The sequence below is a fragment of the Larkinella harenae genome, assembly GCF_054780515.1.
Window position 1 is genome coordinate 1,365,415 of record NZ_BAAGWE010000001.1, and the last position, 24,864, is coordinate 1,390,278.

Genomic DNA, 24,864 nt, shown 5'->3' on the forward strand with positions numbered 1-24,864 from the left:
GTATTTTTGTCGGAACCATTACCTACCCTGCATGACCTGGTACGAGGAAGAAGTTCAGCAACTCGAAAAAAAGATTCACGCGACCACCGACCGGGCCGGTCGCACGGTTTTTTACGGCAGTTCGACCATCCGGTTGTGGGAAACTCTGCCACAGGATTTTCCGGATAGACAGGTGTTGAACATCGGTTTTGGCGGCTCGACGCTGGCGGCCTGCGACTGGTTTTTTGAACGGCTGGTGCTCCCGACGAAACCCCGTGCACTTATCTTTTATGCCGGTGATAACGATCTGGGCGATGGGCGGTTAGCGGAGGAAGTTTTTCTGTTTTTCGGGGCCTTGATTACCAAAATGCAGCAGCATTTACCCGACATACCCTTTACGTTTGTTTCCATCAAACCGAGTCCGGCCCGTTGGCACATTATTGACCGCATTCGGCTCGCTAACGACTTGATTCGTCAGAAAATAAGTGAATTGCCCGGGTGTTGTTACGTGGATGTTTTTGCATCCATGCTCGACAGCAAAGGCCATCCGCGCTGGGAATTGTTTGAACAGGACGGATTGCATCTGAACCCGAAGGGATACGCGCTCTGGAAACAGATCCTGACGCAGCACCCCGAGATTTTTTAACAAATCCTTTAAGCCTGACGTTATTCCGGTACCTCAAAACTGTGCATATTGCCAACAGAACGGGGTTTATATGCAGCGGGAATACCACAAGTGGTTTAGCAATCGTCTGGACCGGGATATGGAACTGTTGGTTTTCGGCCATGCCGGTGCGCGGGTGCTGGTGTTTCCAACCCGGCGGGGACGGTTTTACGATTTCGAAGATTTTGGGTTGGTCGAGTCTCTGGCGGACAAGGTGGAAAACGGCAACCTGCAACTTTTTTGCGTTGATAGCGTCGACGCCGAAAGTCTGTACAGCAAAGTGGTTCCCCCGCACGAGCGCGTTCAGCGCCACCTGCACTACGAAGGCTACATTTTAGAAGAAGTGCTGCCTTTCACCCGTCAGAAAAACCCGCAGCCGTACATGATCGCCTTCGGGTGCAGTTTTGGGGCATTTCATGCCGTAAATATTGCCCTGCGTCATCCCGAGTGGTTTGGTAAAGTGGTGGCACTCAGCGGTCGGTACGATCTGTCGACGCCGGTTGAATTTTTCCGGGGGCTGTTCGATTCGTATTACGACGAAACGATTTATTACAATACGCCCACGCATTTTCTGCCCAATCTGCACGACGACGAGACGTTGAGGTTACTTCGCCGGATGCACTTTCTGCTCGCCATTGGGCGGGAAGACCCGTTTCTTGAAAACAACCAGGCGTTGAGCGCAACTTTGGCCGAAAAACAGATTCCGCACGATTTATACGTTTGGGAGGGCCGCGCTCACCAGGCCGCCGACTGGCAGCAAATGGTAAAAGTGTATTTATAGAGGGCCGTTCTGACCTTCAAAAGCGCTGTTTTACTGGGGGAAGTAGAGGCTAAAGGTCGCCCCCTGATTGGGTTGGCTGGTGGCTGTGATTGCTCCACCGTGGTTGAGGGTAACTTTCTCGCAAATGGCCAGCCCAATGCCCGTGCCCACGTATTCGCTCCGGCCGTGTAACCGCTGAAAAATCTGAAAAATGCGGTCGAGGTACTTTTCGTCAAAACCGATTCCGTTGTCTGAAACGTTGATGCAATGATAAACCGCAGCCATCCGGGCGGGTTTTACGGATGGGGGCAGGGCGCTGGCCGGCAGGCGGTGGGCGGTGATGGTGATAACGGGGTTTATACCCGGGCGACGGAATTTCAGGGCGTTGCTCAACAGGTTGGTAAAGAGCTGACTGAGTTGGGAAAAGTCACCGGGTAGGACTGGCAACGGGCTTACGTGGATCTGAGCGCCGGTTTCCTGAATGGCCAGTTCCAAATCCAGCAGTGAATTTTGAACAACGTCGTTGAGCGCGATGGGTCGGGAAGCCTGCTGCCGGGTCGAAATACGGGAAAACGTGAGCAGATCGCGAATGAGGGTCGACATGCGTCCGCTGGCAACCTGCATCCGGTCAATCATGTCTTTGCCTACCGGACCCAGTTGCCCGCCATATTGATCCTGCAAAATGGTGCCAAACGACTGGATTTTACGCAAAGGCTCCTGCAAGTCATGACTGGCAATGTAAGCGAACTGCTCCAGATTCTGGTTGGATCGCTGCAAATCCCGGATGGTTTCGGCCAGTTCTTCGTTTCGGGCGGCCAGCTCTTCGGTGCGTTCCCGGACCTGTTGTTCCAGATCCTGCTTATACTGCCGTTCGGTGGTAATTTCCTGGGTGACGCCAATGATGCGGATGGGCTGGCCCGTGGGCGAGTAGGAGGGAAGTCCCGACGCCTTGATCCAGTGCCGACTGCCGTCGGGCCAGATAACCCGGTATTCGGCCTGGTAAATGCCGTGGGTATTGATAGCCTGAGCCACCGCCTGTTCGACCAGCGGGCGGTCTTCATCCACAATCGTGCGCAGCAAATCTTCAAAATGAAACGTAGCTTCCGGGCCCAGTCCGAAGTTGGCTTTGCATTGGGGTGTGCACTCCATCCGGTTGGTGGTCAAATCCAGATCATACGAACCCAGTTTTCCGGCGTCGAGCGCCAGGGTTAATCGTTGGGTGAGCTGAAGCAAGGTGGCCTGAGCCGATTCGGTTTGCTGGCGGGCCGCTACCTGTCCGGTAACATCGGTTGCGGTAACCATGCTGCCGTAAATTTCACCGGCGGTGTTGTAAAGGGCCTTGCAGATAAAGTTGTAGTAGCCAGTAGATACTTGTTCGTTTCGACGAAAATGAATCGGTTGTTCGGGCTGATAAAAAGTTTCGCCCGTTGCCTGAACCAGCCGGAGTTGTTCTAGTAACGAAGGCGTGGCCAGGGCCGGGATTGCTTCGGCAAAGGGTCGGCCAACAACCGAATCATCACAATCAAACATGGCCAGCATGTTTTCATTAATGGTTCGGATCATCAACTGATCGCCGATAAAAACCGCTTTGGCAACTGGTGAGTTAAAAAATACATTCTGGGAGAAGAGCTCACTTTCCTCGATTTTCTGCTGCGCTACCATCGTTTGGGTCACGTCCTGCACCGTACCGCTAAACCGTACCGCCAACCCCTGTTCGTTGCGAATGGTTTGTCCTTTGGCGTGAACCCACCGGAAGGTTCCCGACGGATTTAAGGTTCGGAAGGTAATGTCATGGTCAGCCGTATTAAAGGGGCTAACGGATTGGGCATTGGCCCGCGCTACTCGTTCCCGATCGTCGGAATGGACTTGTTGCAGCAAAAGTGCTGGCGTTACCGGGAGGTCGGCCGGCAAACCAAAGAGCTCTTTGCAGATGCTGGAATATTGAATCTGGCCGGTCAAAAGATTTAAATCCCAGGTGCCGACGTGGGCGGCCAGTAAAGCCGAGCGGAGACGTTCGTTTTCAGCAACGATGTCATTCTCGGCAGATGAAGTGGGCTGGCTCATGGGCAAGTTTCATGACAATGCTGGAACGTGAACAGCTTCTGTCAGGAGCGATTGGCGAGTAAATATAATAGATACTTGGTTGCTATGGAGGGCGCTGGTTTTCAAAAAATTTAATTGGCGGTTTGCGTTACAATAAAGTAGATCAACGCCGTATCTTTGCTAGTGTATACAGGCACCTGAAGGGGGCATGAAGAAGAGCACGGGCATTCTGTGTTTAGTGTCAATAAACGATAACAAAGTTAACGAATGCCATTGTGTAATGAGTGTGAGTGCGTTTTCATCGTAGATGACGACGAAGATGATCAGTTTCTTATACAGCAGGTTTTTCAGCTGTATAGTCCGGAGTGTCGGATCAAGTTGCTCTCGAATGGCGTTGAATTGATTGAGGCACTGGAGCAGGCTCGTAAGCTGCCCGCTTTGGTGATACTGGACCTGAATATGCCCTACATGGGAGGCATGGAAGCCCTGGAGCTGATCCGGCAAAAAAACGTATTAAATACCTTGCCCATTGTTATCCTGACTACGTCGGATCAACAGATAGACCAGCAGCGGGCTTTGCGCCTGGGAGCCAACGGCTTTGTGACCAAACCGACCATGCTGGAGGGCTACAATCAGTTAATACTTAAAATTCGAAAAGAGTGGCTTCTTGGGCGCTGTATATAAGAAATTAAGGTTGGAAACAGGGAGACGAAAAAACCGTTACGACATCAGGTAACGGTTTTTTCATTAAAAAGCATGTAGAGATGGTGAGTGCGCAAACGTAAGTTGCGCTTATTCCTGCAACTGGGCCTGGAGAAACGGACCCGCCTGCGTGATCGCTTTCCGGAATGCTTTCTCTTTTTCGCCAATCAGGTCAAAGCAGTAATATTGAATCTGGGAGCCGACTGGACGCTGGACACCTTGCTGAACTTCCCCTTTAAACTGGGGGAAAATTTCGCGCTGAAAATATTCCTCCACCGCCAGGGTCAGGAACATTTCGCAGGTGCTTGACCGAAAACCGGTCAGTAAATGAGTAGTGCTGGTAATTCTGATATTATTAAACATATGGGAGGGTTAAAAAAGAGGTTTTCAACTCAATTAACTGACCCAAGCAACCTGCCATCACATTCTATCTACGCTTCGCTAATAGGGTATCAATTTATACGATAGGCTCCAGATACGTCTGGATGGAAACTTTTAATTTCAATCAAATGAATGTTCCGGCGAAAAACCGGGCGTTTTGGTTATTACAATGGTACTAACTGTCTATTAGTATAAATAATGGTTTGTCTGATAAAGGGGTGGAAGTACAAGGATAAAAGGAAATTAATTAATTGCTAAAATCGGTTACAAAAATCAGTCCAATACTTTTTTTAGGCTTTACCATTTCTGAAAAAGCCCCGTTCTTTGCCGTAGATTTTATCGATTTTGTCTTCTGAGCCGAAGCCGGGTAGTACTAAAAAAGTAAGTAGTTGATGGGCGGAATTAATGCGGTCGGATAAAGGGGTTGTTCGTTTGTAATTGCTGATTTTCAGTAGTTTGTAATTGGTTATCTGTTCAGCTTTGAAGCGTGTTTCTTAGAAGTGAGCTGAGGTCAGCAGAATAAAAAAAATACAAGCATCATCAAAAAAGGCCTGAATTTAAAAATATAAAAAAAGTTTGACTGACGGATTGGAGATCGACAGAGTCTGGGGGTTTTTACCTTTTTTAGCAGTCGCCGGAACGCGTTTTTGCAAGATGGCACAAATCTTGATAGGTATTTTTACGGAATCGAGTCTAGGTATAAATTGGGGCTACCCCCGACCTGACTCCGTCTTATGAATACGTCTCCAGCAGACCTTCTATTTTAACCAATAAATCCTGCATAGCAAACGGTTTCATCAGAAACGCATCGGGCGCTGCCTGGGAAACGCCCTGTCTGGCAATTGGCAGATCAGCGCCGGAGATTAAGATAACGGGCAGCTTGATGGAAGAGGCCCGCAGACTTTCCAGAACTTCCAATCCGCTGAAATGCGGCATCAACAAATCCAACAGAAGCAAATCCGGGCGCTTTTCCGAACGAAGCCAGTTCAGTACTTCCCGGCCATCGTTGGCAATCAGAACTTCATAGCCGGCCCGGGTAAGTTGAAGGGTTAACAACTGCCTGTAAGCAGCATCATCGTCTACAATCAGAATCTTTTGCTTTTTGTTCATCTTCGTTCGACCACTGCATCAATTCCTGGGCGAAATTGATCTGACCTCATGCTGTGCAAAGCTGCTAGAAGTGGGCGGTTTTCTGAATTAAACGTAAATTAAGTGGAATTGTTTTGCGGAGTAGTGCTATAAATTCCAGGTATTACTTGGTAAGAAATACCGAATCCCGGCGGACCATTGCCTCATCAGCGGGCCCGTTTCGAAACACTCATAGAGCGCCCCGGTTGTAAGGACTGATCTTCAAACGAACGAATGTTCTTTCTATGCAAATGAAAAATCTATGGATTAAGTCCCTACTTGTGGGGTTGGCTGGTGTAACTTCTCTAAATTCCTGCACAAAAGATCATCTCATTGATGCCAAAGTACCCGAAACCAATAAAGAACCGACGTCGGCCAGTATTCAGGGCAATGTTTTTGAACCAGCGCTGGTCGATGCTACCAACGAACGGGTGGCACAATTGAAGCTTCCCGCAGGATTTGGCATTGCCAAGTTTGCCGATCAACTGGTAAAACCCCGAATGCTGGCGGTTGGCTCATCAGGGGATGTATACGTTACCAGCCGCGAGGAAGGCAAAGTAAGGCTCTTGCGCGACACGAACGGCGACGGAAAAGCGGATGTGAATCAGGAGGTGGCCTCGCTCAAAGCTGTACACGGTATCACCATTCATGCCAATAAGATGTATCTGGTGACGATCAAGGAACTATACCGCGCTGATATCAATTCAGATGGAACCTTGGGCGCTCCCCAGCTACTGATTAATGATTTGCCCGACGGCGGCCAGCATCCCAACCGCACCCTTGCGTTTGGGCCGGATGGGTACATGTACATCACGGTAGGCAGCACCTGTAATGCCTGCGCCGAACCCAATGCCGAACACGCAACGATTCTGCGGGCCGATGCTGATGGGAAGAATCGCAAAATTTACGCGAGCGGTTTGCGTAACACCATCGGTTTTGGCTGGCATCCGGAAACAAAAGAACTCTGGGGCCTTGACCACGGAATCGACTGGCTGGGCGACGAGCAGCAGAAGGAAGAACTAAACCAGATCAAAGAAGGGGCGTTCTACGGCTGGCCGTATATTTACGGTGATGGAAATTACAATCCGCACCCCCGGCCCATGGGCGACACCACGTACGCGCAGATTCTGGCCAAGACTACTTTGCCCAGCTTATCATATGAAGCGCACGCGGCTCCGATGGGTATGATCTTTTATACCGGTTCCGGGGCCGCTGGCGGTTTTCCGGCGGAGTATCAGCACGATGCATTTGCTACCATGCGCGGATCGTGGAACCGTATGCAGCCTGCGGGTTACAAAGTGGTACGGATTCATTTCGAGAATGGCAAGCCTGCGCGCGTTGATGATTTTGTGACGGGATTTCTGGTGGACAACAACCGTGCTCAATTTGGTCGGCCGGTTGGTATTGCCACCATGCCCGACGGCTCGTTGCTGTTTACGGATGATAACAACGGCGTGGTGTACCGGGTGAGCAAAAAGTAAAGCTTGATTGTTCATGATCAGCCTGTTATAAAAAGCCCGCGGCTCAATCGAACCGCGGGCTTTTTATGCTTTTCATGACAGGTTACGGGTGTAATCCGATCGTTTGGGAAATATTGATGGGGGCCTTAGAAAGTCGTCAACCGATCCCGAACTCCCGCAGTGCGCGTGGGAAGTTGCGCCCTTCGTGTCCCGACCGACTCAGTTTGACCAACGCAAACCGTTGCAGCATATCCAGGTTCAGCCAGTCTGAGAGGAAGATTGGGGCGCATTTCCATTCCAGGGCTTTCTGCTGAACTTCGTCTGGCACCTCCCGGAGGTTTTCCCAGCTGGCATCGACCGTCGGCAGTTCACTGGCGGCTAGCTGAAAATACGTTTCGACCAGTTGTCCGACCCGCAGGCGATAGGCTGCAATTTCGGCGGACGTAAAACAGGGGAGAGCGGCCAGCTCCCGTTTTTCGGCAACACTGAATTTAACCCATTGGGGCAATTTGAGTTTGATGCCGCAGGTGTCGAGCTTGTACCGCACGATCATCGGGATGCAGCGGAGCGAATCGACAAAGTCGTTCTCAAAATGAAAATAAACGGGCGTGAGGGCGTGTGCTTTCATGGCTTTAGAGGGTAATTGGAGCGGTATTTTTCCACGGAATGATCTGGAGCTCGGCCTTTGGGGCATCGCAGGTAGCACACGTGTAGCTTTCCGGTAAATCACGAAACAGCACACCCGCCGGGATACCGTTCCGGCTGTCGCCATACTGAGAATCATAAACCGTCAGGCAGTGCGGGCACTGATGGAGCAATGGATTATAACCCGGCGATGGTTCGTTTTTTTCGGCTTCCGGACGTACGGTTTCGAGGGGTTCCGGTGGGCGGTGGGTGCTGAATTTCCGGCACAGGCGCTGGAGCTGGTAAGGCAAATGAATTTTGAGCAAACCCTTCTCAAAGAGGCAATACGTTCGGCTGTTCGGATTAAAGTTTTCGGTGAAATACAGGTCGTAGACGCTGAATAAGGCAAGCTGTCCAATCGAAATCAGGGGCCGCCGACGGATCAAAACAGAGCCAAAAACTTCGGATTTGGGGCGAGTCTGCACACCAAAACACAGCCCGAAGGTGCGGGTGTCGTTTTTCTCGAAAAACCGTAAAACATATTTCTTTAGCTGGTTGCCTTCGTCGGAATGATCTTCCGTTTGCCAGGCCAGCTCGTTGGCCGCGTGCCGGACGTTGATGTTGTGTTTGCCCATGATCTGCGACCATCGTGGCCGGTCTTTTTCTTCAATGCCTTTGATAATGAGCGATTTCCAGGGTGTTACGCAGATTTCGCCGATTCGGGTTTTCAGGCAAAGAGTACAAAGGTCGAGCAGGAAGGCCACCGGAAATTGTTCGTCACGGCGGTACAGCCCCAGCCACGAACGCTGGCCGTAGCGATTAAAGCCCTCGTAATAAGGCAGCGAGAACTCCGGCAGCTCAACATCTTGCGTAACGGGTTGGGTGATGAATGTCCGGTTGGTGGTAACCGCCTGATAAAGCCCTTTGCTATCGTTGATTTGGCCGTCCAGCATGGTGTCTTCTACCAGCCGCGCCAGTCGGCCGACCTCGTTCGTGTAAATCAGTTCCGGCCAGCAAAAAACCGTATTGGTCTGTTTAAACCGTACGTACAGGTACCAGAAATGCGGTTCGGTCGAGGCAATAAAATTGAGGTTGCTGGTAAAAAAAGGCGTAAAGCTCTGGTTGGCATCCGACAGGTTAACTTTCAGCCGGGGGGCGTAATCGAACTGATCCAGTACGGTATGGTACTCGCTTTCCCGCAGCCAGGCACCGGTATGAAACACTTCGTCACCACAGTACGAACTGATGAGGTTGGGCCACTGATCGGTATTCGTCTCAAAGCGTACGGGCAGCGTTTTTAGCTTTTTCTCTAACGCCCGCAATTCTTCGTAATGCACCAGCATCAGCAATTGCTGGCGGTTTCCAAACCGCACTTCCCGAACCCGCGCTTCGTGCGTTGCCAGCAGCACCTGTTGCAGCGTTCCCGGTGACACGATCCCCGCCGGAAGGTTGATTTTTAAGGTATAGTAATCGCGCATGGCAGTTATGAATTAAGAGTTGGCTCCGGCATCAGCTTAGGGCTTCTTCGCTTTGATTAGTAGAGCTTTTAGCTTGAATGCCAGACCATACAGGTTTAAGTGGGTCAAACACTAGCTACCTGGTGTGATTAATTCTTCACTCATAATTTTTGATTCTTCACTCTTTAAAAGAATACTGCGTACTTCGGGTCGGCAGGAGCCGCAGCCAGTACCAGCGCCGGTTGTCTGGCAGAGCTGCTGGAAGTCTGTGCAACCGTTTTGAATAGCCCGCTCCAGATTACCTTGCCCAACTGCGTTGCAGGAACACACCAGTTTACCGGCCACCGGATCGACCTTTTTGCTGGAACGTAGGAGTTGCAACCGCTTTTCGGATAGTTCAAGACCGTTGGCAATCAGATCGCGGAATTCCTGAAACTCGTTTTTGTCACCGACCAGAATCGCACCCACCAGCTTGTCATTGTGTACAATGCACTTTTTGTAATACCGTTTTGCCCGGTCGATGAAAACAATCTCTTCGTATTCCGAACCCGCGTGGGGCGGTACCTCGGCCAGCCCAATGCTGCACAGGTGAAGTCCTTCCATTTTCAGAATGTTCATGGAAACACTGCCCCGATACGGCTGGGAAATATCCCCGGCGATGAACCGCGCGGCCGCTTCGGCCTGCTGTTCGGCAGCCAGGGTGATGCCCCACATCTGCCCGCGCCACTGCGCCAGCTCGCCGGCGGCAAAAATGGCCGGATCAGAGGTTTGCAGATAATCATTGACTACCACGCCCCGGCTGCACTCCAACCCGGCTGCCCGGGCCAGTTCGACGCTGGGCACGGTGCCGATGGCCATGACCACCACCTGGCAGTCGAGCTTTCGGCCCGATTTGAGCCAGACGCCTTCCACCCGTCCGGTGCCCTGAAAAGTCTGAACTTCCTCGTTGAAATAAATATCGATGCCCCGATCCAGCAATTCACGGTAGAGCAGATCGCTGGCTAATGGGTCCAACTGGCGCTCCATAAACCGTCCTGATCGTTGCACCACCGTTACCCGAACGTTCATCAACCGCAGGGAAGCGGCCAGTTCGAGACCCAGTAAACCACCGCCCACAATCACGGCATGCGCCCGGCCATCGTCCGTCAGGAAGGGCAGGAGCGAGTCGGCATCCAGCCGCGAACGCATGTTGAAAATGCCCGGCAGGCGCGGTATCCCTTTTGGCATGAAGGCGCTGCTTCCCGTGCCGAGCAGGAGTTTATCGTACGTGTGTTCAGAACCGTTGCTGTCAATAACAACTTTGGCGTTGCGGTCGATGTGTTCAATGCTGACGCCCTTATGAACGGTTAGGTTGGTTTCGGCGAATTGATCTTCCCGTAGTTTAACGAGCTGTTCCCACGTCTGCGCTCCGCTGATGTAATCGGGCAGCAGAACGCGGTTGTAGAACGGGTAGATTTCCTTGGAAAAGACATGGATTTCATCTTCCTGATTGAGTTGGCGGTAGGCATTGATGAAGCCCAGCCCGGCGGAGCCCGCGCCGATGATGATAATTTTTTCGGACGGTTTTTGGTACGGTAAAACGTCGACCGCCGAAAATTTAAAATCGGGTTCTTTCGACTTCGGATCAACCAACGCGTTGGTCAGATTATTGGCGCGGTTCAGGTCGCTGTTGAGTTGCTTCCCCCAATGCATGGGCAGAAAACACAGGCCCGGCCGAACGTCGTCTGTCAACTGCGCTTTGACCCGCACCTCCCCGCGACGGCCTTTCACAACCACCAGCTGGCCTTCCCGAATGCCGCGGTTTCGGGCATCGTCGGGGTGAATTTGCAGCAGCGGTTGTGGAACGTGCTGGTTCAGTTTGGCCACCCGCCCCGTTTTGGTCATTGTATGCCATTGGTCGCGAATGCGGCCCGTGGTCAGCACCAGCGGAAAATCCTCGTCCGTTGGCTCGGAAGCATTGCCGTCGGGCACGGCGTGAATCTGAGCGCGCTGGTTGGGGGTGTAAAACCGGTGATCGGTAAAAAGCCGCTGCGTGCCAATCCCGTTCCCGCTGTTCTTCGTCTGTGCCGAATAGGGCCATTGGATGGTTCGCATCTCCCGGAGCCGCTCATAACTGACGCCCGTCATATCAACGTTCGTACCGGCGGTGCTCTGTGCATATTCGCGGTACACCTCCGCGCTGTTTTGGTAATTGAAGGCTTCCTGAAAGCCCAGTTTCTGCGCAAACCGCCAGATGATTTCGGCATCGGGCAGGGTTTCGCCGGGCGCGTCGAGCACTTTGGGCAGGTACGTAATCCGGCGCTCGGCGTTGGTCATGGTACCTTCTTTTTCGAGCCAGGCTGCAGCGGGCAATACCACATCGGCAAACGCCACGGTATCGGCGCGGTTGGAAATATCCTGAACGACCACAAACCGGGCGTTCTTCAGTGCTTTTTCGGCTTTGTTTACGTCCGGCAGGCTCACCAGGGGGTTGGTGTTGATGATCCAGATGGCTTTCAGTTTGTCATCAGCCAGCGCATCAACCATTTCGGTAGCGGTCAGGCCCGGTTTGGCTGCAATCTGAACCGGGCTATTCCAGAACGCTTCCAGTTCGGCGCGGTGGGCAGCGTTGGTTACATCGCGGTGGGCAGGCAGGCCGTTGGCCAAACCACCCACTTCCCGGCCACCCATGGCGTTGGGCTGCCCCGTCAGCGAAAAAGGACCGTTGCCGGGCTTCCCGATTCGCCCCGTAATCAGGTGCAGATTGATCAGCGACAGGTTTTTGTGAACACCAACGACTGATTGGTTCATGCCCATCGTCCAGAGCGACAGAAAGCCCTTCGAGCGACCAATCCAGTGGGCAGTTTGGCGAATTGCTTCCGGCTCAATGCCGCAGAGGTCGGCAGCTTCTTCCACGGTTCGCTGCATGACCTGCTCGCGGTAGGCCGAAAAACCGTCGGCGTGATTCGTGATGAAATCAGCATCAATCTGATCATTCTCAATCAGCAACCGACCGATGGCGTTGTTCAGAACAATATCGGTGCCGGGCCGGATGGGCAGATGCAGATCCGATGAGCGGGCGGTGTCGGTTCGGCGCGGATCGACACAAATGATCCGGACATGCGGGTTGGCGGCTTTGTGCGCTTCAATCCGTCGCCAGAGAATCGGGTGGCACCAGGCTGGATTGGCTCCCTGCACGTAAAAAAGGTCGGCCTCCTCGATATCATCGTAGCAGATCGGCACTGAATCTTCGCCCAGTGACAGTTTATAGCCAACCACCGCCGAACTCATGCAAAGCCGCGAGTTGGTATCGATGTTGTTGGAGCCGATAAAGCCTTTGATCAGCTTGTTGACCAGGTAATATTCTTCCGTCAGGCACTGCCCCGACACATAAAAGGCCACCGAGTCCGGGCCGTATTTTTGAATGAACGTTCGAAAAACGGCGGCCGTACGTTCCAGCGCCGTGTCCCAGCTAACGCGTTGCAGAGGCATGGAACGGTGGGCGCGCATCTGCGGATACAGCAACCGGTCTGACCCATCCATGACCGTGTAGTGCAGGTTCATACCCTTCGAACAAAGCATACCCCGGTTGGAGGGGTGTTGCTTGTCGCCCTCAACGGTCAAGCGTCCGTTCGGTTCCTGTTTGACCACAATGCCGCAGCCAACTCCACAATAACAACAGGTCGTTTGATGAGCCATGATTTCAGAATTATGAGTTAAGAGTGAGGAGTTATGAGTTAAATGTTAGCTCCGCAAAAATCATGAACTGGCAGCGCCAACTCATAACTCCTCATTCTTAACTCCTTACGCGGTTTGTAATTCGGTTTCTACGGTTTTGACAACGGCGGATTTGCCAAAGTTGACCAGGAACAAAAGCAACCCCACGGCGGCAACGAGTGCGCCGATATACAGGAAAGCCTGGCCGTACGTAATGGATTGCGATTTGAACAGGAAGCCCATCAGCATACCGCCGATGTTGCCGCCCGCTCCGACTACGCCGGAGATCACGCCCACGGCTTTGGGGTTTACGAAGGGAACAATGGCGTACGTGCCGCCATTGGCCATTTTCAGGAACAGGGCAAATAGCAGCATCGAGCCAATGGCCATTGCCAGGTTACCCGATTGGGCAAACAGCGCAATGCCGATGCCCTCCAGCAGCAGCATGCTGGCCAGCAGGATGCCTTTGCCACGCATTCCGTATTTCTGACCCACTCTGTCGGCAACGATACCACCCAGCGCCCGGGCGAAAATGTTCATGAAGCCAAAGAGCATGGCCCAGAAGCCAGCTTCGGTTTCTTCCATGTGAAAATTGTCGAAGAAGTACAGGGATGCGACGCCGTCGAAAGTAATTTCCATGCCGAAGCAGCAGGCGTAGGCCAGGGCGAGCGCCCAGACGCGAATGTCGGCGCAGGCTTTCCAGAAACTGATTTTTTCGCCTTTTGTCGCGCGTTGCTCCACTTGGTCGTAATTGCCATTAGGGGTATCGGCGGTAAACCGGTAGTATACGAACGCCATAACCAGCATCATCACGCCCGGCACCACCATCGCCATGCGCCAGGCGTCGGATTTGGCGTATCCAAAACCAATAATGGTAGCCATAATCACCGGCATCGCCAGTTGCGTAATTCCTCCGCCGAGGTTACCCCAGCCGCCGGCAACGGCGTTGGCGGTTCCTTTGATACTTGGAGCAAACATCACCGAGGTATGGAATTGCGTGATGACAAACGAGGCTCCGATAACGCCAATCGCCAGCCGAAACAGCAGAAAGGTTGTGTAATCGTGGGCCAGGCCAACAAACATCACGGGCAGGGAACCCAGCACCAGCAGGGCTGTGTACGTTTTGCGCGGTCCCCAGGTGTCGCAAAGTTTGCCCACCAGCAGCCGGGCGAAAATCGTAGCCGAAACCGCAGCAATAATGGTGTTGCCCACCTGCGGTTTGGTCAATCCCAGGTCGGCCCGGATGGCGGGCATCAGCGGAGCCAGTCCGAACCAGCCGAAGAAGCACACAAAAAAGGTCAGCCAAGTGATGTGAAACGTGCGCATCTGGATGCCCTTGAAACTAAAAATCCGGAGCGATTCGAGCGGTTGGTTTGTAGTTGCTTTCATGTCAGTATCGGTTTTTTATTTGGCGAAAAAGTCCGGTCGGATATTGATCATCAGGTAAGCCCAGGTTCCGAGCTTGTTTTTCTGGTCCATAGTGCCCTGTTTGCTGTATTCCAGCGTGTTGGTGCCGTTCATAAGGGCGTAGCCGCCTTCCAGTGTCGTGAATTTGTTCAGGGTATACGTGGCGGTAAAATCATACTCGACACCGAGCGTCGGTGCCAGAGTCGCCCCCGCCGGAGCGTCGGGCAGCTGGTTGTACGTGGTAGCCGCCAAAGCGAAATAGTGAACGTCCAGCCCGGTGGTCAGGCGTTTTCCAGCATACTTGAATTTGAGGAATGCATCCTGCAAACCGCCAGCGGGTGAGCCGGTACCGACGTAGAAGTAGTCCATATAGCCCCAATGTTTGTGGGGTGTACCGTACAGCGGGTCAAATCGGTTGGTTTCGCCCCCTTTGAGCGTGTTGGCGTGGTTGCCGGAAAGCACTTCATAGCCCGGACTGACGCTGAACAAGCCCTTCTGAAAAACCGCATTGATGCCGTAATGATGGGCCTTCCGAATGCGCAAGCCGTCGCGGTCGCGGCCATTTTGCCAGTAGCCAAAGGCTTGCCACTGCACAGGCAGAAATGTACCGGACGCGTGGCCCAACTGCCCCGTTAGCATGGCACCGTAAGTGATGCGGGAATGAACGCCCGGCCGGTCGTAACGGCGGCCATATACGTAACCTGTTGAAACGTTGCCGATGGAATCTGTGCGGTATTTGGAGAAATCGTCTTTGAAAACCAGCGCCGAGAATTTGGTCCGGTTGAACTTCCGGGTCAGGTACAAGAGCTGGAATGCTTTAAACTGTTGATTCTGTCCGTTGGTACTGACGGCATTGGCCACCACCGGTGCTCCTCCTTTGCCGCTTGTAGGCAGAAAACCGCCCGGAATCGGCAGCGTCACGTTTTTCGTCGAAAGGGCTGAGGTGGGGGCGTTGGCTGGCGTGTAGCCCGTTCCGGTGAGCCCGGCAGCGTCGGAGTTCTGGTTGAAGCCCAGTCCCAGATCCAGCGCCCAGCCGTGATGTTGGGCTTTTAACAGCGCTGCATCAAACCGACGGCCCTGTTGCAGCCAGTCGAGATTCCCCAGCAGCCGAACGTCGTCGTACACCAGCTCCTGTCGCCCAATTTTCAGCGACAGCCTATCAAGGGGAGCAAATTTGAGGGTCGAGTCGGCGCGGTTGATCAGCACCAGGTCCGCCCAGGCTTCGTGCATCATAAGCCGGTTTCCGTCGGCTACACTGATGGTAGAGGCATCCTGCCCCCAAACCCGAACATCCTGCACCGCCACGCCAAAGGTGATACGATTCCACTGGTAACCGAACGTCAGGCGGGTGCGCTGCGACGTAAAAGCAGCCGCCCGGCTATCGCGCGGGCTGAGGTTGCCGTAACCGTCGCGCAGTTCGGTGCGGGTGCGTAACTGCCCGATCAGCGAAAACTGCGCCTGTAGTTGCGTTGAAATAAGCAGCGTTAGGGCGCTAATCGTTACGATCCGTATAAGGTTGCTATTCATAAATCGAATGGCCAGATGAGAGAGAAAATGAAACCGGTAGGCAAAAAATATCCCGCGTTGCCCCGAAAAGGCGACGGGCAGGCAATGGCCTGAAAGGACGGTTAGTAGCAGTGAACGAGCGGCCTATTCACCTGAAGGATGGAAAGGAGCGATTTGCTTTACGTGCGTTTTTTCATTTTCTTTGAGATGTTTGTGTTTTACATAGACAACCTGTTTTTGCCGATCCAAAGGTGCCCCCACACCGGATCGGCTTTTTTTGGGTTTATGGTTTACAGTTTACAGTAGCTGACGCGCTAGACTGAATGCGCGAACGAACCGGTGTCAGCTACCGTAAACCGAATACTGAAAACCGTCAACCGGTACACTCCGCATGCATTCGGCCAGGTAGGACGGATGCAGCGTAACGACCTCGCCAATAACCATGACCGCGGGCGCCCCCACGCCCTGTTCGGCCACCAGATGCGGCATCTTCCAGACCTGTCCCAAAACGCACTGCTCATCGATGCGCGTTCCGTTCTGGACAATGGCCATCGGCAGGTGACCCCGCCCGGCCTGGCAGTAAAGTGCGCAGATTTCCGCTAGTTTGTTCATGCCCATCAAAATCACCACCGTGGCTTTGGACTGCACCGCCAGCCGCAGGTCGTCGGAGAGCTCGCCGTGACGCGTGGTGCCCGTAATCACCCAGAAGCTTTCGCTCACGTTCCGGCAGGTCACCGGAATGCCCTGCGAAGCCGGAACGGCAATACTGCTGGATACGCCCGGTACCACTTCGCAGGGAATACCGTAGTGGCGTGCGTGCTCGTATTCCTCAAAACCGCGCCCGAACACGTAAGAGTCTCCCCCTTTCAGCCGGACTACGTGGCCGTGTTCCTGCGCCAGCCGGACGATTAGCTGGTTAATTTCTTCCTGCGTGAACGACGCTTTACCAGCCCGTTTCCCAACGTATGTCTTCAGAGCGTGAGCGGGTGCGTATTCCAGTAAAGTTGCGTTGGCCAGATCATCGTACAATACGACATCGGCTTTTCGGAGCGCCCTGACCCCCTTCAAGGTGATCAATTCGCCGTCGCCGGGACCCGCCCCCACGAGTGTAAGCTTTGGCTGCATCATGCTACTGATTTTTGATGGTGTTATAGTGTAAATATACTATATATATAAATATTGCTATTGATAAAATCTGTGTCAAAAATAGAGGTAATATTTTGCAAAACAATAGTAATTTGTTAAAAATAAGATTAAAAATTGAGTTGTATAGAATTAAATATTAGGTTTTTGGAAAAAATCAGTATAGTTTTGAAGTGTGATATTTGAATTATTTACTGGGGGTATTCTTTGAATATTGCAATATAAAAACAGGTTTGTTTTACTCTTATAGTTACTTATGACTATGAATACAAACACAAACAAGCGGATCATTGTGATTGGTAATGGCATGGTGGGCTACAAGTTCTGCGAAAAGCTGATTGCCAAAGAAAAAAATGAACGACGGTTTTCACTGACGGTTTTTGGGGAAGAGCCCCGGGTGGCTTACGACCGGGTTCATCTAAGCGCCTACTTTGCCGGAAAAACCGCCGAAGACCTGACCATGGCGCCGGAAGCGTGGTACGCCGAGAATGGGATTCAACTGTATCTAACCGATCCGGTGGTTGACATCGACCGGGAACGCAAGGAAGTGCGTTCGCACCACGGTCTGGTAGTGCCTTATGACTACCTGATCCTGGCAACCGGTTCGGGCGCATTTGTGCCGCCGGTTGCGGGTGTCGAGAAAGACGGGGTGTTCGTCTACCGCACCATCGAAGACCTGGACCTTATTCAGGCCCACGCGCGGAAGGCCCGGAAAGGTGCTGTGCTGGGGGGCGGTTTGCTGGGGCTGGAAGCCGCCAAAGCGCTGCTTGATCTGGGGTTGGAAGAAGCGCACGTCGTTGAATTTGCACCGCGCCTAATGCCCCGGCAAATCGACGATGCCGGATCGAAAATTCTTCAGGCCCAACTGGAGTCGCTGGGGCTGAACATCCACCTGTCGAAAAGTACGCAGCAGCTTACCGGGGAGGATGTCATTACCGGAATGGAGTTTGCCGATGGCTCGACGCTGGAAGTAGATATGCTGGTGATTTCCGCCGGGATTCGCCCGCGCGATGAGCTGGCGAAAGCAAGCGGTCTGGAAACGCACCCCCGCGGGGGCGTGGTGGTCGACAATTTTCTCCAGACGTCCGACTCGTCCATTTTTGCCATCGGCGAATGTGCCGTAGTGCACCACATGATTTATGGGCTGGTAGCGCCCGGTTACGAAATGGCCGAGGTGGTGGCCTCCCGGCTGATGGGCGACACGAAGGAGTTCAAGCCGTTTGATATGTCGACCAAGCTGAAACTGATTGGTACGGATGTGGGGAGTTTTGGTGATCCATTTGTGGCCGAGCCAGCCAGCCGAACCATCGTTTACGAGAACAAAGCGAAAGGAGTTTACAAACGGGTGAACATCTCGCCGGACGGCAAAGAATTGTTGGGTGGAGTTCTGGTGGGCGATGCCGAGCAGTATAATATGCTGCTGCAAACCTGCAAGAATAAAACTGTACTGCCGCCCAATCCGGAAGACCTGATTCTGGGCGCGCGTGGGGGCGAAGAAGCGGGTGCTGGCGTGATGAGTCTGCCCGACGATGCGCTGATCTGTTCTTGCGAAGCCATTACGAAAGCCATGCTCTGCCACGAAATCGGCGAGAAAGGCCATACCACCGTTGAGGCACTCAAGAAAAGCACCAAAGCCTGCACGGGGTGTGGGGGCTGCACACCCCTGGTGAAAGACCTGATTCAGGGCGTGATGAAACAGCAGGGTTTGTACGTCCGAAACATCATTTGCGAACATTTCGACTACACCCGGCAGGAGCTGCTGGATCTGGTCAAAATCAACCGGTTTCAGACGTACGATGCGGTTCTGGACCAGTTTGGAAAAGGAGATGGCTGTGAGGTTTGTAAGCCGCTGGTTGCTTCGCTGCTGGCCAGCCTCTGGAACGAAAATATTCTGGAGCAGGGCCGGGCTACCATACAGGACTCCAACGACCGGTTTTTGGCCAACATCCAGAAAGGCGGCACGTACTCGGTGGTTCCGCGCATTCCCGGGGGAGAAATCTCACCAGACAAGCTGATTGTCATTGGGCAGGTGGCTAAAAAGTACGGTTTATACACCAAAATCACCGGTGGGCAGCGCATCGATCTCTTCGGTGCGCACGTGGGCGATTTGCCCAGAATCTGGGAAGAACTGATAGCGGCCGGTTTCGAGAGCGGCCACGCTTACGGGAAATCACTGCGGACGGTGAAAAGCTGCGTCGGATCCACCTGGTGCCGGTTTGGCGTGCAGGATTCGGTGTCGTTTGCCATTGAAGTGGAGGATCGTTACAAGGGCATACGGTCTCCACACAAGATCAAATCGGGCGTGTCGGGCTGCATTCGTGAGTGTGCCGAGGCTCAGAGCAAAGATTTTGGCATCATCGCCACCGAAAAAGGCTGGAATCTATACGTAGGCGGCAACGGCGGTTCCAAACCGCAGCACGCTCAATTGCTGGCGTCGGATGTGGACAAAGAAACCTGCATTCGCTACATCGACCGTTTTCTGATGTTTTACATCAAAACTGCTGATCCGCTGGCCCGTACCGCAACCTGGCTCAATAAAATGGAGGGCGGCATGACGTACCTGAAAGCCGTGGTGGTGGACGATGTGCTGGGCATTGCTGCCGATCTGGAGCAGGAGATGCAGTTGCTGGTCGATACGTTTAAATGCGAATGGAAAGAAGTGGTTGACAACCCGGAGCTCCGCAAACGGTTTACCCACTTTGTCAACGTACCAGAGCAAAAAGACCCGACCGTCCGGTTTGAATCGCTGCGCGATCAGAAGCGGGCCGTGGAGTGGAAATAACGGTTTTTTGTTCATCGTATTCTGTACTACGGTTGTGCAGCCGGGATTTCCCAACAATCATCCTTGTCTTTTTCTAACCACATTACTATCATGGAAGCGCTTGTTGCAGATAAAGAAGAAATGACCTGGCGGCTGGCCTGCCGGGTCGACGATATTCCCGAAAATGGCGGTGCCTGTGTGCTGATCGACGGGCACCAGATTGCCGTTTTCAATTTTACACGCCGGGGCGAATGGTATGCTACTGATAACGAGTGCCCGCACCGGCAGCAAATGGCGCTATCGCGGGGCATGACCGGTAGCCAGGGCGACGAGCCGAAGGTGGCCTGCCCGTTTCACAAAAAGACGTTTTCGCTCCGAAGTGGACAATGCCTGAACGATGAAGGCTACCAGATCAACACTTTTCCGGTGAAAGTAATGGACGGAATGGTGTATATTGGAGTGGAATAACCCAGCATGAGTCAGCTTGATGAACAGGTCGCAGCCCGGTTGACCCGGTTTTATGTGGTGGCGCTCACCGTTGTTGCGTTGCTATCGCTGAGCGGGCTGCTGTTTATCCGGCGAACCATCAGTACGCATTACGACGACAGCCGGGTGGTGAACGTAGCCGGGCGGCAGCGGATGCTCAGCCAGCGGCTAACCAAGCTGGCGCTGTTGCGAATCACCGGAATACCGTCGGCTGATACGGTGGTATTTGATTCGCTGTTGCGGACCTGGAGTCAAAGCCACATCCAGCTGCGGAACGGAATGTTGCGGATGGAAATGGCGTATTCCGTGCGGAAGAGCCGTCAGCTGGAAGCCATGTTCGCGCAAATCGAGCCGGTTTTCCGGTCGGTTTACGACAGCTTTCGGCAGATCAATAATGCCCATGCGCCACCTGCGCAGAAAAAAGCGGCCCTCGAGCGGCTGCTTCGCGAAGAGCCGCTTTTTCTGCAACAGATGAATGCAATTGTTTTCCGGTTCGATACGGAAAGTTTTGAACGGGTCCGGCAGCTGGAACAGGTCGAATGGGTGTTGACGGTGGCTACGTTACTGACCTTGCTGATTGAGGGGCTGCTGATTTTCAAGCCCGTGGTCAACCACACCCGGGAGGTCATTCGGAAGTTGACCGAATCGGATGAAGCACTTCGGGAGGCCAACATCAGCCTGGGACGCGCCAACGGGGATCTGGAAGTGGCAAATCAGCAACTGGTGCAGACACAGCAGGAATTGCTGCGGGCTACCGAAGAAAAATACCGGTTGCAATTGCTGGAAGATACCGTGCGGTCGGCGGCTTTGCTGGAAGGGCAGGAGGAGGAGCGACGTCGGTTTGCCCGTGAACTCCACGACGGCATCGGCCAGATGCTGACGGGCCTGAAACTGCACGCAGAAAAGCTAAAAACCGTTCCGTTTGCCGAACCCAAACACCGGCAACGGTTTGAGGAGTTGTGCGATCTGATTTACGACGTAATCCAGACCACCCGACAAACCTCGCACAATCTGATGCCGTCGGTATTGGGCGATTTTGGTCTGGCGGCTGCGCTCCAGTTTCTGGCGGACCAGGCGGCCCGTTCGTCTGGTCTGGCGGTGGTTTTTGAAGGAGCCGACTTGCCGAATCGATTGAGTCCGGCGATGGAAATTGGGTTGTACCGCATTGCGCAGGAGGCCCTGAACAATGCCATTAAATACGCCGAAGCGCAAACCATTCGGATTAAGCTGGAACTGGGAAAAGCCGTTCTGGAGTTAACCATTGAAGACGATGGAAAGGGCTTTGCCGTCAAGTCGGTGCTGAACGGCGAACGAAGGGTGCCCGCCATCAAGGGAATCGAAAACATGCGCACTCGTGCCCGGTTGCTAAACGGCGAATTCACCCTGACGTCGAAAAGCAAAAAAGGAACGAAAGTGCGAGTTCGGTTTCCGGTACGTTTTGATAGTCAGTAGTTTGAAAACTTTTTAGCGTATGCCCATACGGATTCTGGTTGCCGACGATCATTCTGTGGTCAGAAAAGGGATTCGGACCTTGCTGGAAGATGAAACCGATATCGAGATCGTGGGCGAAGCCCCGGATGGCGACGAAGCGATCAGTATGATTCCGGCGACTCAGCCGGACGTCATCCTGCTGGACATTACCATGCCCCGGATGTCGGGGATCGATACCTTGAAGGCGGTGACGCAGCAATTCCCGCGTGTTCGGGTGCTGATGTTCAGTATGCACAACAACCAGGATTATATTCTGAAATCTGTGCAATACGGCGCGGCTGGCTACCTGCAAAAAGACACGGATCGGGAGGAGTTGCTGCTGGCCGTTCGGACCGTGGTCGACGGGGATTTGTATTACCCGCCCAGCGCGTCGTCGGTGATCATTCGCCAACTGGTGTTGCCCGTGGCCAGCCCACTAAAAACCGACGCCGGCCCGCAGCCCAAACCGTCGATCTGGAAGGTAATTACCACGCGCGAAGCCCAGATTCTTACCTGCCTGACAAAAGGGATGAGTAGTCCTGAAATCGCCAAAGAGTTTGCCATCAGCCCCAACACCGTTGCCAACCAGCGGGCCAGCATCATGCGGAAAGCCGGGGTGAAAAATACCGTTGACCTCATCCGACGCGCGCTGGAAGATTCCGGAAAACCGTTGTGACTTGCTGGTGTTCCAGTGGCTCGAGAATGAGAGCTGCGTATTGGCGTTCAGCGCCACCACGGAGCTGTCGGGCAATGTTTTGCCAAACCTCGATCATGGCACGGCTGGCCTCGTAACTTGTCCCGAAACCCAGCGTCTGAATGAGTTGCCGGGCTTCTTCTGCTTCCGCGGTTTTGTGCGGATGGTGCCGAAGCCAGGCTTACCAGAACGTTTGGATGGCCGGATCGGGGGCAATGACCCACTTCTGAAACGAAGCATCACAGACAAAATCCACTGTGGTAAAATGCTGATAGTCCATGCCTTTGGTTCCGCTGGTCCTGGTTCTTATGCCAAGACAGTCGAGGTTGGCAGAGCTCATCAATTCTCCCGAAAAAAATCAATGGCCAGTCAGCTTTCATTGAATTTAGAATGCAATTGTTGGTTAAGGTGTTGTCAATCACTTTTCCGCTCGTTTGTGACCGGGTGAATTGGCTCGGAAGATTCGATTCAGCGTCAGCCGTAGGAATTGCAAAGGGGAGACACATTCCTAAATTTTCTACAAGCCGACGGTTTTATTCCCCCAATTTTTGTGGTGAACCGGTCCTCTGACTTCACCATGCAAAAGCCGATCAAAATCCTGAATATCGTTGGGGCGCGTCCCAACTTCATGAAAGTGGCTCCTCTTCACCGCGCTTTTCAGCAGTACGCTGCTGTTCAGTCGATTATTGTTCATACCGGACAGCATTACGACGCTAAAATGAGCGACGTATTTTTCAGTCAGCTGGAACTGCCGCAGCCCGATTATTTTCTGGGCATTGGCGGAGGGTCGCACGCGCAGCAGACCGCCCGCATCATGCTGGCGTTTGAAACCGTCATGGAAAAAGAGCAGCCCGACCTGGTGCTGGTGGTGGGCGATGTCACGTCGACCATTGCCTGCGCGATGGTGGCTGTAAAACTTCATGTTCCGGTGGTGCACGTAGAAGCCGGTTTGCGAAGCAACGACCGGCGAATGCCCGAAGAAATCAACCGTATTTTGACTGACCGGATTTCTGACCAGTTGTTTGTAACCGAACAAGCCGGGTTGGATAATCTGAAGCGAGAGGGCGTTGATGACGGAAAAGTACATTTTGTCGGCAACGTCATGATCGACTCGCTGGTGCATTACCGGCGGAAAGCCGCTGAAACCGAAACGGTTGAAAAACTGGGACTGAAGTCGAAAGAATACGTATTGATGACGATGCATCGGCCAGCTAATGTTGATGCGGAACACGGTTTGCGAAGCATTTTGCAGATCGTTGAAGATACCGCCCAGTACAAAAAAGTACTGTTTCCCATTCACCCGCGTACGTTGAGTAATATTGAAAAATTCGGGCTGGCCAACCGCCTGAAATCCATCGCCAATCTGAAGTTGATGGAACCCCAGGGTTACCTGGAATTTCTGAATCTGATGGAACACGCAGCCATTCTGGTGACGGATTCGGGTGGGATTCAGGAGGAGACGACTTTCCTGCAAGTGCCCTGTCTGACGTTCCGCGACAGCACGGAGCGCCCCGTGACGGTGGAGCTCGGTACCAACCAGTTGCTGGCCGATCTAAATCCCAAAACTGTTCACCAGAAGGTGATTGAAATTCTGGATGGCCGGGCTAAAAAAGGAACAATTCCTCCGCTTTGGGACGGGCAAGCCGCCGGGCGGGTGGCCGGCGTTCTATTTGATTAATGCCAAGATTGGAAACCAACAGAAACCGTGAAAACAGCAGTGTAAGGATGACGACGGGTATCATTTATACGGAACAAAATGGGGCATATTTGCAGAAAAACCCAACCTGGCACGTAGAGGATTCGCCGTGGAAGGCCCGGCAGATTCTGAAAATGCTGGACCGAAATCCAATTGCTCCTCAAACCGTGGCCGAAGTTGGTTGTGGAGCGGGCGAAATCCTGAATCAGCTGTATCGGGCCATGCCGGAAGATGTGGATTTTACGGGCTACGACATATCCGTTGATGCCATCATGCTCGCTAAACAGCGGGAGAAAGCCCGGTTGAGATTTCGGCATGAGAATTTCCTGGAAACGGAAACCGTCGTTGATTTGCTCATCATGATGGATGTGTTTGAACACGTGGATGATTACCTGGGGTTTCTAAAACAGTGCCGACAGAAGGCAAAGCATACTTTATTCCATATTCCGCTGGATCTGTCGGTGAGCGCCATTTTGAGAAACCGGTTGATGGCTGGCCGCCGGTCAGTGGGTCATTTGCATTATTTCATGAAAGAAACCGCGCTGGCTACCCTGACCGACAGTGGCTACGAAGTCGTTGATTTCTTTTATACAACGGGGTCGCTGGACTTGCCAATGAAGGATTTTCGGTCCAGGGTTGCGGTTTGGCCGCGAAAACTGCTGTATGCTATCAACGAAGACATGGCGGCCAAGCTACTGGGTGGTTTTTCATTGTTAGTACTGGCAAAGTAAGCCGATTTTTACCCCAAAATAGGCATTACAATAGGCCTTTGAGTGGCCGCCGGACCCGAGATTTGGATAGTTTTCT

The 24,864-nt window shown here is 53.1% G+C and carries 19 protein-coding genes; 10 read left to right on the plus strand and 9 right to left on the minus strand.

Annotated features, from left to right (window positions below; genetic code table 11):
- The first annotated feature begins 31 nt into the window (after positions 1 to 31).
- A complete protein-coding gene (locus ACYVH9_RS05505; RefSeq protein ID WP_460635294.1) occupies positions 32 to 625 on the plus strand; it encodes an SGNH/GDSL hydrolase family protein in 594 nt (197 codons plus the stop codon).
- A gap of 70 nt (positions 626 to 695) precedes the next feature.
- Positions 696 to 1,424, plus strand: a complete 729-nt coding sequence (locus tag ACYVH9_RS05510) for an esterase family protein (RefSeq protein ID WP_460635295.1) — start codon at positions 696 to 698, stop codon at positions 1,422 to 1,424.
- Between the two features lie 30 nt (positions 1,425 to 1,454).
- Here the strand turns inward: ACYVH9_RS05510 and ACYVH9_RS05515 are convergent, their stop codons facing one another.
- The gene (locus ACYVH9_RS05515) at positions 1,455 to 3,467 is read right to left on the minus strand and encodes a PAS domain-containing sensor histidine kinase (RefSeq protein ID WP_460635296.1); all 2,013 of its coding nucleotides are present in this window, start codon (positions 3,465 to 3,467) and stop codon (positions 1,455 to 1,457) included.
- A 246-nt stretch (positions 3,468 to 3,713) separates the two neighbouring features.
- On the opposite strand from ACYVH9_RS05515, the gene ACYVH9_RS05520 reads away from it, so the two are divergent.
- Positions 3,714 to 4,130 carry a response regulator gene (locus ACYVH9_RS05520; RefSeq protein WP_460635297.1) on the plus strand — a complete coding sequence of 139 codons (417 nt, stop codon included), beginning with the start codon at positions 3,714 to 3,716 and terminating at the stop codon, positions 4,128 to 4,130.
- Positions 4,131 to 4,238: 108 nt separating this feature from the next.
- Here ACYVH9_RS05520 and ACYVH9_RS05525 read toward each other — a convergent pair whose 3' ends face one another.
- Together ACYVH9_RS05525 and ACYVH9_RS05530 are read right to left on the minus strand one after the other, a co-directional pair.
- Positions 4,239 to 4,511, minus strand: coding sequence for a hypothetical protein (locus tag ACYVH9_RS05525; protein ID WP_460635298.1), 273 nt, complete (start codon positions 4,509 to 4,511; stop codon positions 4,239 to 4,241).
- 750 nt (positions 4,512 to 5,261) lie between these two features.
- Positions 5,262 to 5,639 (minus strand): response regulator, encoded by a 378-nt coding sequence (locus tag ACYVH9_RS05530; RefSeq protein ID WP_460635299.1) that lies wholly within the window; start codon positions 5,637 to 5,639, stop codon positions 5,262 to 5,264.
- Between the two features lie 269 nt (positions 5,640 to 5,908).
- Between ACYVH9_RS05530 and ACYVH9_RS05535 the strand changes: the two genes are divergently transcribed.
- Positions 5,909 to 7,138, plus strand: a complete 1,230-nt coding sequence (locus ACYVH9_RS05535; protein ID WP_460635300.1) for a PQQ-dependent sugar dehydrogenase — start codon at positions 5,909 to 5,911, stop codon at positions 7,136 to 7,138.
- A 136-nt stretch (positions 7,139 to 7,274) separates the two neighbouring features.
- Here the strand turns inward: ACYVH9_RS05535 and ACYVH9_RS05540 are convergent, their stop codons facing one another.
- The 6 genes from ACYVH9_RS05540 to cobA all read right to left on the minus strand — a co-directional run bounded on the left by ACYVH9_RS05540 (position 7,275) and on the right by cobA (position 16,932).
- A complete protein-coding gene (locus ACYVH9_RS05540) occupies positions 7,275 to 7,745 on the minus strand; it encodes a nitrate reductase associated protein (protein WP_460635301.1) in 471 nt (156 codons plus the stop codon).
- Positions 7,746 to 7,749: 4 nt separating this feature from the next.
- Complete coding sequence (locus ACYVH9_RS05545) at positions 7,750 to 9,219, minus strand: rubredoxin (protein WP_460635302.1); 1,470 nt, start codon at positions 9,217 to 9,219, stop codon at positions 7,750 to 7,752.
- A 111-nt stretch (positions 9,220 to 9,330) separates the two neighbouring features.
- The gene (locus ACYVH9_RS05550; RefSeq protein WP_460635303.1) at positions 9,331 to 12,876 is read right to left on the minus strand and encodes a molybdopterin-dependent oxidoreductase; all 3,546 of its coding nucleotides are present in this window, start codon (positions 12,874 to 12,876) and stop codon (positions 9,331 to 9,333) included.
- 105 nt (positions 12,877 to 12,981) lie between these two features.
- Positions 12,982 to 14,283: a NarK family nitrate/nitrite MFS transporter gene (locus ACYVH9_RS05555; RefSeq protein WP_460635304.1), complete on the minus strand. Its 1,302-nt coding sequence runs from the start codon at positions 14,281 to 14,283 to the stop codon at positions 12,982 to 12,984.
- Positions 14,284 to 14,298: 15 nt separating this feature from the next.
- Complete coding sequence (locus ACYVH9_RS05560) at positions 14,299 to 15,828, minus strand: alginate export family protein (RefSeq protein WP_460635305.1); 1,530 nt, start codon at positions 15,826 to 15,828, stop codon at positions 14,299 to 14,301.
- A gap of 321 nt (positions 15,829 to 16,149) precedes the next feature.
- A complete protein-coding gene (gene cobA, locus ACYVH9_RS05565; protein WP_460635306.1) occupies positions 16,150 to 16,932 on the minus strand; it encodes a uroporphyrinogen-III C-methyltransferase in 783 nt (260 codons plus the stop codon).
- A gap of 280 nt (positions 16,933 to 17,212) precedes the next feature.
- Here cobA and nirB point away from each other — a divergent pair, with 280 nt between their 5' ends.
- The 6 genes from nirB to ACYVH9_RS05595 all read left to right on the plus strand — a co-directional run bounded on the left by nirB (position 17,213) and on the right by ACYVH9_RS05595 (position 24,788).
- Entirely contained in the window at positions 17,213 to 19,732 is a 2,520-nt protein-coding gene (nirB, locus tag ACYVH9_RS05570) for a nitrite reductase large subunit NirB (protein ID WP_460635307.1), read from the plus strand.
- A gap of 90 nt (positions 19,733 to 19,822) precedes the next feature.
- A complete protein-coding gene (gene nirD / locus ACYVH9_RS05575; RefSeq protein ID WP_460635308.1) occupies positions 19,823 to 20,179 on the plus strand; it encodes a nitrite reductase small subunit NirD in 357 nt (118 codons plus the stop codon).
- Between the two features lie 6 nt (positions 20,180 to 20,185).
- Complete coding sequence (locus ACYVH9_RS05580; RefSeq protein WP_460635309.1) at positions 20,186 to 21,649, plus strand: ATP-binding protein; 1,464 nt, start codon at positions 20,186 to 20,188, stop codon at positions 21,647 to 21,649.
- Positions 21,650 to 21,668: 19 nt separating this feature from the next.
- Positions 21,669 to 22,343, plus strand: coding sequence for a response regulator transcription factor (locus ACYVH9_RS05585; protein ID WP_460635310.1), 675 nt, complete (start codon positions 21,669 to 21,671; stop codon positions 22,341 to 22,343).
- A gap of 607 nt (positions 22,344 to 22,950) precedes the next feature.
- Positions 22,951 to 24,039, plus strand: coding sequence for a non-hydrolyzing UDP-N-acetylglucosamine 2-epimerase (wecB, locus tag ACYVH9_RS05590; protein WP_460636447.1), 1,089 nt, complete (start codon positions 22,951 to 22,953; stop codon positions 24,037 to 24,039).
- A gap of 47 nt (positions 24,040 to 24,086) precedes the next feature.
- Complete coding sequence (locus ACYVH9_RS05595; RefSeq protein ID WP_460635311.1) at positions 24,087 to 24,788, plus strand: class I SAM-dependent methyltransferase; 702 nt, start codon at positions 24,087 to 24,089, stop codon at positions 24,786 to 24,788.
- Positions 24,789 to 24,864 lie beyond the last annotated feature (76 nt).

Coding starts and splice junctions, on each gene's coding strand:
- cobA (WP_460635306.1), bottom strand. CDS start 16,932: ATGCAGCCAAAGCTTACACTCGTGGGGGCGGGTCCCGGCGACGGCGAA.
- ACYVH9_RS05515 (WP_460635296.1), bottom strand. CDS start 3,467: ATGAGCCAGCCCACTTCATCTGCCGAGAATGACATCGTTGCTGAAAAC.
- ACYVH9_RS05585 (WP_460635310.1), top strand. CDS start 21,669: ATGCCCATACGGATTCTGGTTGCCGACGATCATTCTGTGGTCAGAAAA.
- ACYVH9_RS05555 (WP_460635304.1), bottom strand. CDS start 14,283: ATGAAAGCAACTACAAACCAACCGCTCGAATCGCTCCGGATTTTTAGT.
- ACYVH9_RS05540 (WP_460635301.1), bottom strand. CDS start 7,745: ATGAAAGCACACGCCCTCACGCCCGTTTATTTTCATTTTGAGAACGAC.
- ACYVH9_RS05535 (WP_460635300.1), top strand. CDS start 5,909: ATGAAAAATCTATGGATTAAGTCCCTACTTGTGGGGTTGGCTGGTGTA.
- ACYVH9_RS05505 (WP_460635294.1), top strand. CDS start 32: ATGACCTGGTACGAGGAAGAAGTTCAGCAACTCGAAAAAAAGATTCAC.
- ACYVH9_RS05520 (WP_460635297.1), top strand. CDS start 3,714: ATGCCATTGTGTAATGAGTGTGAGTGCGTTTTCATCGTAGATGACGAC.
- ACYVH9_RS05530 (WP_460635299.1), bottom strand. CDS start 5,639: ATGAACAAAAAGCAAAAGATTCTGATTGTAGACGATGATGCTGCTTAC.
- ACYVH9_RS05525 (WP_460635298.1), bottom strand. CDS start 4,511: ATGTTTAATAATATCAGAATTACCAGCACTACTCATTTACTGACCGGT.
- ACYVH9_RS05545 (WP_460635302.1), bottom strand. CDS start 9,219: ATGCGCGATTACTATACCTTAAAAATCAACCTTCCGGCGGGGATCGTG.
- ACYVH9_RS05580 (WP_460635309.1), top strand. CDS start 20,186: ATGAGTCAGCTTGATGAACAGGTCGCAGCCCGGTTGACCCGGTTTTAT.
- nirD (WP_460635308.1), top strand. CDS start 19,823: ATGGAAGCGCTTGTTGCAGATAAAGAAGAAATGACCTGGCGGCTGGCC.
- ACYVH9_RS05510 (WP_460635295.1), top strand. CDS start 696: ATGCAGCGGGAATACCACAAGTGGTTTAGCAATCGTCTGGACCGGGAT.
- ACYVH9_RS05550 (WP_460635303.1), bottom strand. CDS start 12,876: ATGGCTCATCAAACGACCTGTTGTTATTGTGGAGTTGGCTGCGGCATT.
- ACYVH9_RS05560 (WP_460635305.1), bottom strand. CDS start 15,828: ATGAATAGCAACCTTATACGGATCGTAACGATTAGCGCCCTAACGCTG.
- nirB (WP_460635307.1), top strand. CDS start 17,213: ATGAATACAAACACAAACAAGCGGATCATTGTGATTGGTAATGGCATG.
- ACYVH9_RS05595 (WP_460635311.1), top strand. CDS start 24,087: ATGACGACGGGTATCATTTATACGGAACAAAATGGGGCATATTTGCAG.